The 12853-nt window shown below is 47.5% G+C and carries 13 protein-coding genes; all 13 read right to left on the bottom strand.

Going from position 1 to position 12853, the window contains the following annotated elements; translation table 11 throughout:
• Positions 1-3 precede the first annotated feature (3 nt).
• The 13 genes from rng to BLS03_RS12535 all read right to left on the bottom strand — a co-directional run bounded on the left by rng (position 4) and on the right by BLS03_RS12535 (position 12853).
• Positions 4-1473, bottom strand: coding sequence for a ribonuclease G (gene rng / locus BLS03_RS12595; RefSeq protein WP_093274373.1), 1470 nt, complete (start codon positions 1471-1473; stop codon positions 4-6).
• Positions 1474-1492: 19 nt separating this feature from the next.
• Positions 1493-2059, bottom strand: a complete 567-nt coding sequence (locus BLS03_RS12590) for a Maf family protein (RefSeq protein ID WP_093274370.1) — start codon at positions 2057-2059, stop codon at positions 1493-1495.
• Positions 2060-2521: a rod shape-determining protein MreD gene (mreD, locus tag BLS03_RS12585; protein ID WP_425445112.1), complete on the bottom strand. Its 462-nt coding sequence runs from the start codon at positions 2519-2521 to the stop codon at positions 2060-2062.
• A gap of 16 nt (positions 2522-2537) precedes the next feature.
• The gene (mreC, locus tag BLS03_RS12580; protein WP_093274362.1) at positions 2538-3425 is read right to left on the bottom strand and encodes a rod shape-determining protein MreC; all 888 of its coding nucleotides are present in this window, start codon (positions 3423-3425) and stop codon (positions 2538-2540) included.
• Between the two features lie 52 nt (positions 3426-3477).
• The gene (locus BLS03_RS12575; RefSeq protein WP_093274359.1) at positions 3478-4521 is read right to left on the bottom strand and encodes a rod shape-determining protein; all 1044 of its coding nucleotides are present in this window, start codon (positions 4519-4521) and stop codon (positions 3478-3480) included.
• A 152-nt stretch (positions 4522-4673) separates the two neighbouring features.
• On the bottom strand, positions 4674-7958 hold the full coding sequence (locus tag BLS03_RS12570; RefSeq protein WP_093274352.1) for a DUF6701 domain-containing protein: 3285 nt from the start codon (positions 7956-7958) through the stop codon (positions 4674-4676).
• Positions 7959-8393 carry an MSHA biogenesis protein MshP gene (locus BLS03_RS12565; protein WP_093274348.1) on the bottom strand — a complete coding sequence of 145 codons (435 nt, stop codon included), beginning with the start codon at positions 8391-8393 and terminating at the stop codon, positions 7959-7961.
• Positions 8383-9123, bottom strand: coding sequence for a PilW family protein (locus BLS03_RS12560; RefSeq protein ID WP_093274345.1), 741 nt, complete (start codon positions 9121-9123; stop codon positions 8383-8385). The genes BLS03_RS12565 and BLS03_RS12560 overlap by 11 nt, the downstream gene beginning before the upstream one ends.
• Positions 9123-9650: a type IV pilus modification PilV family protein gene (locus tag BLS03_RS12555; protein WP_093274343.1), complete on the bottom strand. Its 528-nt coding sequence runs from the start codon at positions 9648-9650 to the stop codon at positions 9123-9125. Before BLS03_RS12555 ends, BLS03_RS12560 begins: the two co-directional genes overlap by 1 nt.
• Positions 9647-10162, bottom strand: a complete 516-nt coding sequence (locus BLS03_RS12550; protein WP_093274340.1) for a prepilin-type N-terminal cleavage/methylation domain-containing protein — start codon at positions 10160-10162, stop codon at positions 9647-9649. Before BLS03_RS12550 ends, BLS03_RS12555 begins: the two co-directional genes overlap by 4 nt.
• Before the next feature lie 73 nt (positions 10163-10235).
• Entirely contained in the window at positions 10236-10703 is a 468-nt protein-coding gene (locus BLS03_RS12545) for a type II secretion system protein (RefSeq protein WP_093274338.1), read from the bottom strand.
• Positions 10704-10743: 40 nt separating this feature from the next.
• Positions 10744-11319, bottom strand: a complete 576-nt coding sequence (locus tag BLS03_RS12540; protein ID WP_093274336.1) for a prepilin-type N-terminal cleavage/methylation domain-containing protein — start codon at positions 11317-11319, stop codon at positions 10744-10746.
• Positions 11320-11632: 313 nt separating this feature from the next.
• On the bottom strand, positions 11633-12853 hold the full coding sequence (locus BLS03_RS12535) for a type II secretion system F family protein (RefSeq protein WP_093274333.1): 1221 nt from the start codon (positions 12851-12853) through the stop codon (positions 11633-11635).

Genomic DNA, 12853 nt, shown 5'->3' with positions numbered 1-12853 from the left:
GCCTTACATCATAACGACATCAAATTGTTCTTGAATATACAAAGGTTCCGCTTGAATACGAACTTCTTTACCGATAAAGACTTCAAGTTCAGCCAGTGCATGTGACTCATCACCTTGCAAAGTTTCTTCCACTGCTGGGCAGGCATACACCACAAACTTGTCTGAGTCATAAGCGCGGTTAACTCGAGTAATTTCGCGTAAAATTTCAAAGCACACGGTTTCAACCGTTTTGACACTTCCGCGCCCTTCACAGGTTGGACAAGTCGAACACAGAACATGTTCAATACTTTCGCGGGTTCTTTTACGCGTCATTTCCACCAAACCAAGATGAGTAAAGCCGTTGATATTGGTTTTAACTCGATCTTTATTCAGCGCCGCTTCTAGAGAAATCAACACTCGCTTACGGTGATCTTCCGAGGTCATATCGATGAAATCGATGATGATGATACCGCCAAGGTTGCGCAACCGCAGCTGGCGCGCAATCGCCTGAGTCGCCTCGACGTTGGTGTTGAAGATGGTCTCTTCTAAGTTACGACGGCCAACAAAAGCGCCGGTATTAATGTCGACTGTGGTCATGGCTTCGGTTTGATCAATGATCAAATAGCCACCCGATTTAAGTTCAACTTTACGCTCAAGCGAACGTTGAATCTCATTTTCGGTGTCGTACATATCAAAAATCGGCTTATCGCCTTCAAACAACTCAAGTTTATCGGTCAGTTCGGGAACGTATTCAGAAGTGAATTCCAACAGATTTTCAAACTCAAGGCGAGAATCAACCAGAATTTTTGTCAGATCGGTTCCGACAAAATCGCGCAAAATGCGTTGCGACAAACCTAATTCACCGTACAGCGTCGAGCGGGTTTTGTATTTGCTGCGGCGTTCCATCACTTTTGACCATAAGCGCTTCAAAAACGCGGCGTCTTGCGACAACTCTTTATCATCTGCGCCTTCAGCCGCTGTGCGAATGATAAAGCCCCCGTTTTCATCGCAATAATCGGCAACGACTTTTTTCAATCGCTCACGTTCGGTTTCGCTTTCAATTCGCTGGGAGACGCCCACGTGACTGGCTCCTGGCATAAACACCAAATAGCGGGAAGGGAGCGTGATGTCGGTCGTCAGGCGTGCGCCTTTAGTGCCAAGCGGGTCTTTAACCACTTGCACCACGATGTCTTGGCCTTGGCGGACAAGCTCTGAAATATCACGGACTTGGAACTGCTGCTTTTCGTTTTCAGCAACACATTCGGTGTGAGGAACAATATCGGATGCGTGAAGAAATGCCGCTTTGTCTAAACCAATATCAACAAATGCCGCCTGCATTCCCGGAAGGACTCGACTGACTTTCCCTTTATAAATATTGCCAACAATGCCACGTTTAGCTTCACGTTCAATATGAACTTCTTGGAGTGTGCCTCCCTCAATCATGGCCACACGAGTTTCACTCGGGGTCACATTGATTAACAACTCTGCACTCATGAGCGCACCTCAATCTAATTTATAAGAATTCGTGCAAGAGCTGGTCAGTTTCAAATAACGGTAATCCTACAACGGCATAATAACTGCCTTCAATGCGTGTTACGAATCGCCCACCCAATCCTTGGATGCCATAACTGCCAGCTTTATCGCGTGGTTCTCCAGACTGCCAATATTTTACGATTTCTTCTTGGTCTAGAGTTTTAAACCATACATCGGTGGTGACCACCGTGGACGTATGTCTGTGCTGCGTGGCAACGGTCACCGCCGTCATCACTTGATGCGATTGGCCAGATAAGCGCTGCAGCATCTTACTGGCGTCGGCAAAATCTACCGGCTTTTCTAACACCTGTTGGTCGATCACAACGATCGTATCTGAGCCGATGACAATCGCATTTGCGGGTGCCATATTTAGCCCCGCAAACGCTTTATCACGCGATAACCGCTCCACATATTCAAGCGCAGTTTCACCGGAGTGTTGACGTTCTTCTACATCAGGCTTGACGATATCAAACTGATAACCCAACTGCTGGAGAAGTTCCTTACGTCTTGGTGAGCCCGAGGCCAAAATAAGTGGTTGCTTACTCATCTACTTAATATGCCAATGGCGTCTGATGCGACGCAGTAATAAAAACATCCATGGCCAAAGTATACAGTTTATTAGCCCACTCCAAAGCGATAGCGGGTTAAATGAGATGTCTTGGATCAAATATTCACCAAAGAACACCAAAACATCCAGCAACATTGAGAGTAAACCAATCAAAATTGCCTGTTGCCAAAGTGCCATGTTGCGCATCACCAGAAAGTTAAGCGCAACCAAATACACCACGATAGACATCATCATACCGCGAATGCCAAGGGTTGAGCCGAGCAACAAGTCCCACATCAACCCAAGCACGAGTGCAGTACCGACGTTAACCCGGTGCGGCAACGCCAACACCCAGTAGCACACCACCAAGAGTAACCATGATGGGCGCAACATTTCCAAAATACCCGGCCAAGGAATGGTTTGCAGTGTTAACGCGACAAAGAAGGTGACAAAAATCACCATGCGCCCTTGAAGAAACTTATTGCTCACTGCTTTCTTCCTCTGTCATTTTATCTGGCGTCGCCGATTGAACGCGATCTTGGCGAGCATCATTAGGCCAAATCAACAGCAAATAGCGTAAACGTTCAAAATCCACCACAGGATCCGCTTCGATCAGGGCAAACTCACGGCGTGAATCGCGCTCCACCAGCGACACTTTCGCCACCGGATAACCTTCTGGGTAAATGCCACCGAGACCAGATGTGACGAGTAAATCGCCCTCTTGAACATCGGTACTGATCGGAATGTGCTCAAGCTGAATACGGTCAATCTGACCATTGCCTGAGGCAATCACGCGAATATCATTACGCAGTAGCTGAACCGGAATGGCGCTATTGGCATCGGTAAGGAGCAGAACTCGGCTATTGTGCGCAGAAACGAAGGTAACTTGACCCACGATACCCTTGTCATTAGCCACTGGTTGGCCAACATACACACCATCGGTACGACCTTTATCGATCACCACTTGGTGACGATATGGCGAGGTATCCACCGCCATCACTTCGGTGACGACTTTGCGTTCATCACGCACAAAACTCGACCCCAACAGTTTGCGCAGGCGTTGGTTCTCTTCTTTGTACTGAGCGAGCAGGCTGATATCGCTCTTGAGTCTTAGGACTTCACGTTTATAGCTGCTATTTTCGTCCATTAAACGCTGGCGAGTATTGAACTGTTCATAAAAGTCATCAAACATGCCACGCGGCAGATCGGCGACATACTGAATCGGCGCAACCATGCTGTTCAATATATAGCGGACTTGAGTAAACGCACCTAAACGACTATCAGCCAGCATGAGGCTGGCTGATAGTATTACGGCGAATAACAGACGTATCTGAAGTGAAGGTCCTCGGCCAAAAATCGGCTTCATTGATTGAGTTCCTGCTTATCGAGAGATGACCCCGTTAGGCGCCAAAGTCAAATTATTCTTCACTGAAAAGATCGCCACCATGCATGTCGATCATCTCGAGCGCTTTACCACCGCCACGAGCTACACAAGTTAGAGGGTCTTCTGCGATAACCACAGGAATGCCCGTTTCTTCAGTCAATAGACGGTCAAGGTCTTTAAGCAGTGCACCACCACCGGTTAGCACCATGCCGTTCTCTGAAATATCTGACGCCAATTCCGGTGGACACTGTTCAAGTGCAACCATGACCGCAGACACAATACCCGTCAATGGCTCTTGCAGCGCTTCAAGAATTTCGTTTGAGTTGAGGCTAAAGCTACGTGGCACACCTTCAGCAAGGTTACGACCGCGCACTTCGATTTCTTGCACTTCGTCGCCTGGGTAAGCCGAGCCGATTTCGTGTTTGATTTTCTCAGCAGTCGCTTCACCAATCAAACTGCCGTAGTTACGACGCACGTAGTTGATGATCGCTTCATCAAAACGGTCACCGCCGATACGAACAGATGATGAGTAAACCACACCATTGAGTGAGATAACCGCAACTTCAGTGGTACCACCACCGATATCGACCACCATTGAACCGGTTGGTTCTGATACACGTAGACCTGCACCAATGGCAGCGGCCATTGGCTCATCAATTAGGTAAACTTCGCGCGCACCGGCGCCAAGAGCAGATTCACGAATCGCACGGCGTTCAACTTGAGTTGAGCCACATGGAACACACACCAATACGCGAGGGCTTGGTTTTAAAACACTGTTGTCGTGAACTTGCTTAATAAAGTGCTGAAGCATTTTTTCAGTCACGTAGAAGTCGGCGATAACGCCATCTTTCATTGGACGGATTGCTGAAATATTGCCTGGCGTACGACCAAGCATTTGCTTAGCGGCGTGACCAACGGCTGCGACGCTTTTACCAGCGCGCGCGCGGTCTTGGCGGATCGCTACAACGGAAGGTTCGTCAAGAACAATGCCTTGTCCTTTAACGTAAATTAGAGTGTTGGCAGTACCTAAATCGATAGATAGGTCATTAGAAAATATGCCACGAAGTTTTTTGAACATATTCTTCGCTCGTCCTGAAAGAATTAGAAGATAGAAAATTGCTCTAAATTTACCAATGCCTTGCCTTTACAGCAAGGCATTGAAGTGGAAAGCTGGGCTGAAACCCGCAATTTCTAACAGATTCCTAACTAAAACCCCAAAATCGTTAAAAATTATTGGCCGGTAAAGCCCCTCTCTCCGCGGAAAATCACTTTATCATTGCCTCGATATAGACCAAAAGTCACAACGGCTGAAGGGTCTTCTTCATCGATATTGTCACTATTCCAGTCAAATCGAAGCCAAGGTAAAACATTCGTTGAGGCCGTGCATTCACCTGAAGTTTCAGGGCTGTCTAACCGTAACCAAAAACGAACTTGTTCCTTACCTGAAGAATTTTGAGCGGCGAAAAGTTGAGCCGATGAACCTGAGCTCACCGTGCTACTTCCAGACAAGTATGCCCCACTGCCGCCTTCAGACCAAACAACTTGTGAACAAAAATAGCTACCATTGAAATTTGTGGCATCATCATCATGGTTTATGGTGAATTTCTGACCATTCCAGTACTCGGTATAAAGCGGAACACTTAATGACTGCCCTTCTATACCGCCAACACTATCAATTCGCATACGACCAAAACGAATATCCGGCTGGTTAGGCAATAGTGCATCCGTTTGAGCGCTAAACTCCACCGGATCGATATTGTCCGCACCATCACCTACAACCAAATCATTAACAATCTGAATACTTGAAGTATCCGAACTCGTGTTGAGATTAAAAGGGCCGTCAGGAGCAAAATCGTCCGCTTTTGACCAACACGGACTATCACTACAGTCGTCGCCTTTTGGCTGACTGAAATAGCCAATCGAGCGGCCATCGACAACTTGCCAGTTACCCGCTTGGCGCGCCATATTAAAACGGGTTGGATAATCCGGGTCATAAACATCAAACTGCGCCTGCAGATCACTGCTAAATAGCGCGTAATTGTGTAACGACTCAAGCTGAGCATTCAACGCTTCGACTTGATAATCCATTTGCTCGAAAGGCTGATTCATATAAACAAAGCTTTGTGAATCAGGGTAATCCCACTGATTCCCCACCACTTGAAACGCGGCGGGATAGAAGCGACCCAGAGTTTGACTGGCCGAGATTCCTTGCAAAATATCGCTATAAAAAGCGCCGGTTTCCGTCACGGTTATATCAATACTGCCCGCTTCGTCATAGCTGAGCGAATCAAACATATACCCCAAATTCGCCGCATCAGAAGCGGTAATCACTTGGCTAAGACCACTTGAGGCGGTCAATGTTCCTAGCTCGCCATTTGACGGACTATCGAGTTGGTAACTCAGCTCGACGCTGGCATCGGAGTAAAAATAGTTTTGAGTGACAAAATCACTGTCACAGTAGTCAGCCTCAGCTGAGGCCACATAGCGAATCGGCTGCGCGGTCAAATCAAAATTTTCGCCCGCCGCGACAAATCCTTCGCCACCTTGACTGGTGCCCGATTGCAAATCATCGCCGCATAGCGCAAATGTCCAAGGCCGTGAATAGAGCGTAAAACTGCCTTGCAGTTGTTCTTCGCCATCAATCGGGCAACTGGCGTAGCTGGAACAATCGAAGCGACTATCACTCAGCGTGACGGTAAATTGCCCGACTTCATCCAATGTCAGATCATCGCTCGACACACCGGAACTAAAGCTCGGCTGGTATTCTAAATTGCCGTTAATGCCACCGTCCGCTTGGCTTGGGTAATCGACTTGATAGTTCACTTGAGGCTGACCAGAATAGTTGCTCGCGACTTGCTGTTGGCCATCTTCCGTACACGCCAATACCTGAGCATTGATGGTGGTCGCTTGCCCAGCGATAATTTGCTGATCATCAATCGCAAACTTAAACGGCACGTAGCTAAAGGTACTGGTGTCAGATTGACTGGTATCCTGCACCAGTGTGGCTTGAATCGTGTATGACTGGTTAAGCGTTAACGATGAAAAATCGCTACTCACCACCTGCAGGCGCAATTTCCCATCACTATTGGTGGTAAAGGTATTGGCGGAACCACTACCGATATCATCAACAACTTCAAGCCCTACACCACTCACGCTGTTACCACTGCTATCCACCACAGTCACACGTACTTGAGTAGAAAACGCACTGGCGTTATTGGTCGTGGTAATGGTGAACTCTGGGCGATCGTCACCGCACATCAAGCTGATATCGGTATTTGGCGACATCGAAATCGCATATTGATTGCCGGTTAAAGAACAGCTTTGCGGCGCGTACGCGTGAATTTGACCGTCGTGGCCGCCGAGTCTTACTCGCGACGAAGTAATGGCGCCCTGCCAGTAAAAGCGATCACCGTAATTGACCAGCCCAGTCGCCCCCCCCAATAACGCAGCATCATCAATATACAGATGCGCATGAGCCGTCACATCGTGGTAGTAGTTGGTAATGCCGGAATAAACACCGTGCCCGACCAACAACAAGTTATCCGCACTGCCGCTGGCATTGATTTCGGCGCGGTCACCGTTAATCAACAAGTGCTTATAATGGACAACGGCTTGCCCAGACACTTGCAGCGCCGCATCATTGGTGGCGAAATTTAGGGTTTCAATCCAGTATTCACCATCAGTGAGTACAATCGTGCTGTGATTCGAGCCAATCGTGACATTGCGATAACGCCCTGGCGTCAGCGTTTGCTCGCAGCTGTTGTTGCAATAAACATCGCTGGTGCCCGGCTGAAACGTTGGCAATGTCGGCGGAAAGTTAGGATAGCTAAGAAAAGGGTTATAGTTACAACCACTTACCGAGCCAGATGTACCATAAACACAACCACTGCTGGCAAATACGTTGTGGTATACCGCGTTATAAGAGATTGGGGTACGCTGCGCGAGGTAAAGCTTGTTGCGATCGCCCCCTAACACCACATCACTGGCAAATGGAAAACCGACAAAGTAGCGGTTGGTCTGAATCGCATCAGGGAAGTAGTCACATAAATCAAGGCTTTGTGGCTGTGGGAATTCAGGCTCATCAGAGCACTCAAGCTGACTAACATTGTCACCACTGATTTGAATCGCTGCTGACAAATCGGTAATGTCCGCTTCAACCGAATCGATTTCAACCCAGTTGCCGCTGCGCTCTAAATAGTAAGTCAATACACCACGTTTCGCGGTATTTGATTCATACTGCAAAGTAATATTGTAGTAGCCAAACAAACGAGTTTGCGTATCCCGAATTGCAACGCGGCGCACCGAACTATTATTGGTCCAAATCGCTACATAGCCATCATCATTTCGCTTCGTTGCATAAATGGTTTCGCGGTGCGTAGCTGGCGATAAACGAAAATTGACCGAAAAATTTTGGCTGGTGACAATGTTGTTACATACAGCGCTACTGAATTCGGCGTAAGCGTGTGGAGATACGAGTAATAAAACAGCGCTTAACAGTGACAATAACCATTTCATCTATTCGACCTCCCTAACCCACACTTGCTGGCGGCGTTCCACCAGATTAATGCCACTGCCGCACTGTACACTACTTTCGAGCCGATAGAATCGTAGCGCACTTGGCACACTACTACCCGGCTCGCTGCAGCTGATTGAAATCGAACGGCAAGCATCGGTTTTTAATGCCTCTGGCGCACTGGTGAGCGCACTGCACGCAGCACTTAAATCAAAACTTTCACCGCTTAGACGTAGCGGATACATTTGCGTCAATGCCCATTCGTTGGTGGAATGAGCCAACAACCACGCCTGAGTGCCCAATACGCTACGCGCCTGAGCATCACTGTTTGACCATTGCACTTGTGATAAGCCTGACGCCAAAAAGCCGATCACCACCAGCACAAAAATCACCACCACATATAAGTTGCCTTGTTGCTTACGCGGACTATGGAACATTAAGCACCTGAATATCTTGCTGATAGCGACTTTGCTCGCCACGCTGAGTTAGGCCAAGATCAATGTGCACCAAACCACCGCTGCGTAAATCGGTTTGGTCATAACGAAATTCAGCTTGCGACACAATGTCATCGGAAAGCGGCAGTGCGTCGCCATTTTCAATACGATACAAGCGCGAATTCTCCGCGCTGGCTATAACGCAATAAGACACCGAAGCATCAAATAGATAAACCCGCTTCGCCACCGAATCACTGCTGAGTAGCTGCGCGCCATCAGTAATGGTAAATACTGAGCCAGAAACGCTGGTATTGTCAGAGCCCAGCACAATCGCATTATCAATGTCCGCCATGCGCGTTGGGTTAATGATCAGCGATTGTCCGCTATCAATTACATTGGTGACGGAATCTTCGCCAAGAACAAACAGTAAGTCAGCACCCGACACAGTATAAAAACCTGAATAATCAATTGGGTAAAAATTCAAGCAGCTTTGCGCGCCGGTTTGTACATCTGTCGACAACAGGTTTGGAATGCTGTGGCGTATTTCTCGAGCCATTTTCTCAAGCAAAAATTTGGCTTGAGTCTGCACTCGTTGACGGTCGATAGAGTCAACATACCCTGTGGCACCGAGTTCAATAAATCCAGCAATACCTAGGATCAGCAGCGAGCTCACCACTATGGTGATCACCATTTCAATCAACGTGAAACCACGCGCTAAACTTGGCGCCGCCATCAGTAATTACCTCGAAATGCACGTAGATTGATGGTCGGCTGGTTTGGAGTGATGATCGCCAAATCGATGCGTTTCATGGTTTGCGCGTCAAAATTGCTATCAGCGCTGACGCTAATTTCAACTCGAAAATTTTGATAGCTGTTTTCACCGTTGTCTTTGGTGAGCAAATTTAAATCACCGCACTCACTGCTGCCACTTGGCACCCAGCAACCAATGTAGTCATCCACATCATTGAAATCATTTGGCTCGCTTTCACCATCGTCAGCGCCAAGCGGCACTGTACACACGCCGTTATCATCGCCGCAGCGCGTGTCACCGCCATCGAAATCACTGTTATCAGCAAAACCGCGCGACAACATCTGCGCCATTACACTTTGGCCAAGCTCGGTGGCGCGAGTTTGATAATAAGGGTCTGCCGAACGCAGTACTTGAGGCAATAGAAACGATGCAATCGTCACCATCGCAATACCCATGATCACCATCGCAATGATGCTTTCCACCAGCGTAAAACCGCGTATGCGTTTCATAGGCAACTCCCACCGACATACCCTTGAGTATTGATGCACACACTCGCTTGGCTATCTGGAGCATTGATCGTGATGGTCAGCGCGCTGCTAGGATTGCCCAGCAAATCAAAATCGACACTGCTAAGCGCCGGTGAACTCGCAAAGCTCAGTCCAGAGATTTTTACTACGTCGCTGCGCGAGCTGACATCGCTGGCTGAGCATGCCGCCAAACTGCCCAAACAGTTGGATTGAATTACTAAGCGACTGCGCTGGCACTGCTGCTTTAACGCTTGGTTGGCGGCGCTGGTATCGCTGCAGTAGGAGAAAAGATCAGGAATGTTGTTTTGCATGCGCGTGATTTGAATTTGTCGAATCACGGAAATGGCCTGCTCACGCGCCACTGGCGCGGAAATACTGTCGACACCATAAAACCGGCTCACTGCGTACACTGACACAATACCGATTAAAATAATCACAATGATTAGCTCGACCAGAGTAAAGCCCAAATTCAGTGCGCGGCGCGTTGCAAACATAGTGGTGAATAATGATAGATATCGAATTTATACGATTTGAAAAAAGGCCAGCAATGCTGGCCTTTTCTGCAAATTAACAACCGCTTGATACGACAGTGATGTTTGGCTCTCCACCTTCGGAAGCTTCTTCATAGTTAACAATACATCCAGTATCTGTTTTTCCAGAAAAAGTATATGAGATGTTTGTATTTGTAGCACCGCTAACTGTGGCGCCGTCTAAAATATCCCAATCAGAACCAATGCCAGCAACAGCTTGCCCAATGCCTGCGGAAGTTGCTGCTGGATACCCATATACAGTAGCCACAGTCGTTGTACCAGAGGAAACCGAATCATCGGCTTCAGTCTCGATTCCTTTGATCGCCGATTTACCATAAACAATACCGGCTGCGCCTTGCATCGCGCCTTTTAAGCCCTGCAGTGACGCTTTACGTGCATCGCCTTGTAAGTCTAAGAAACGCGGCGCTGCGGTGACCGCAAGGATACCTAAAATTACAATTACCACTACTAATTCGATTAGAGTGAAACCGCCTTGTCTTTTCATAACTTTCTCTCTTTTAAGCTAGTAATTATGTGCTTACAAATCATTGCAACGTCACCATGACTCGCCCGGTTTGTGCGTCGTAAACAAACTGGTGCTGCGAACCACCTTCTTGCTGGATATAGGTACAAGAAGCATTGGCGCTATCGGCTTGCGCAGAATATTTAATGTTTTGATCATCATTCGCATCACTGACGGTACCAACTTGTGGGGGATTTTGGAGTAAATTCTCCATTAAGTCGATACAGGCATCATCCGTTAATTGTGTAGGAAAACTGGCGTCGTCGCTGTTGATCGCTAATGGATAACCATCACGATAACCCGTCGAATTTCCAGCACTGTCTTCAGAACGGGTTAACCAAAAGTTCACTCCGTCATAATCGACACTGTTGTACGCTTCACCATCCACACTGATTGATGGCCTTGCCTCTGCTTCCCACTGCGCTCGCGCCGAAAGTACGCCGGTAGAGAACCCACCCGCAATCCCTTCAATACTGGCTTTTTTCGCTTCATTGGTAATATCTAAAAATCGCGGTAACGCCGCGACCGCTAATAAACCTACGATAACGATCACTACCACCAGTTCGACTAGAGTAAAGCCGACTTGCTTACGCTGCATATTGGAATACCGTCGTTGATAACTAATTATACGTAACTAATTACTTACTACTATAGGATAACTATAGCCAATCAATATAAAGTAAAAAGTTGATATCAAAATTAAATTTATAGACTTTAGGTTAAATAGAAAAGCAATAAATGCCGCTTAGGCAACAAATTAAGTAATTAAAAAAACAGATTGATTACTGGATCACTGATTGGATGAATAAAATGAATAAAAAGGCAGGATGATTAAGCGGCTTAGGTGAAAGATTTACTTGCTAAACCGCGATAAGAAGTGATGGAAATAGATTTAAAAAACGTATTTAGGATTAACCTTTAATTGCGTCGAGCATGCCCCACATCGGAAGAAAGATCCCCAGCGCTAACATCAGCACCATACCGGCGACAAACACCAGCAAAATTGGCTCGATTCTCGCGGTCAGGGTTTTCAGATCGTAATCCACTTCACGGTCATAAAAGTCAGCCACTTCAAGTAGCAGTTGATCAATCTGACCCGTTTCTTCCCCAACGGCGATCATCTGCAACACCAACGGGGTAAAAATGCCGGAATTGCTCGCTGTGGTCGATACTGTCGACCCCGCTTCAATCGACGACTTCATCTCTTGTAAGCGATTTTCCAGATACTTGTTATCTAGCGCTTCTGCTGCAAGCGCCAATGACTGATTGAGCGGCACCCCGGCTTTGAGCATCAGCGAAAACGTGCGCGAAAAACGTGATAACTGGGCGCGGTTGACAATATTGCCCACCACCGGCATTCGCAGCCTCGCTTTATCCCAACGCTCTCGTCCTTTTGGCGTTTTCAGCCAGGTTTTAAACCCAAACATAGTGCCAATAATCAGCGCCAATATAAGCAACCAGTACTCAACAAAGAAGTTAGAGGTGGCGATCAGAATGCGCGTTGGCAGAGGCAGTTCAACGCCAAAACGCTGAAACATGGTTGCGAATTGGGGAATCACTTTAAGGTTCAGTACGGCTATCGCGACCGCCACAAAACTCACCACAAAGCTTGGATAACGCATCGCGGTTTTAATGCGTTTACGAGTTTCCACTTCCTGCTGGTAATAGTTAGATAACTGCAGCAAGGCTTGGTCCAAACGACCGGTATTTTCACCGACATTGACCATAGAGACGAACAAAGAACTAAACACATGCGGATGCATCTGCAGTGAAGCGGACAAACTGCGACCATTGGCCAGCTCGTTACTGACGTCTTCAAGTGCCGCTTTAAGCGCTTTATTGTCGCTGTTTTGACTCAAACCTTTTATCGCTCGCAGTAGTGGCACACCCGCTTTGGTTAAGCTGTACAACTGACGACAAAAAATCACCAAAATTTCCAACGGCACCGACGGCGTAAACCAACTCTTGAGGTCGATATTAAGACCACTCGCCGCGCTGCCTTGAGTCAATTTGGTTGGAATCACGCCTTTGTTGAGCAAGGATTCTGCAGCGAGTTCTTCACTGGCCGCTTCAACCTGACCGGAAACTTGCGCGCCTTGCGCATCGCGTCCTTGATAACGAAATATCGCCAT

Origin of the sequence: Vibrio xiamenensis (assembly GCF_900100015.1) — a bacterium.
Lineage (GTDB): Bacteria > Pseudomonadota > Gammaproteobacteria > Enterobacterales > Vibrionaceae > Vibrio > Vibrio xiamenensis.
This window is presented reverse-complemented; position numbering and strand designations above follow the sequence as displayed.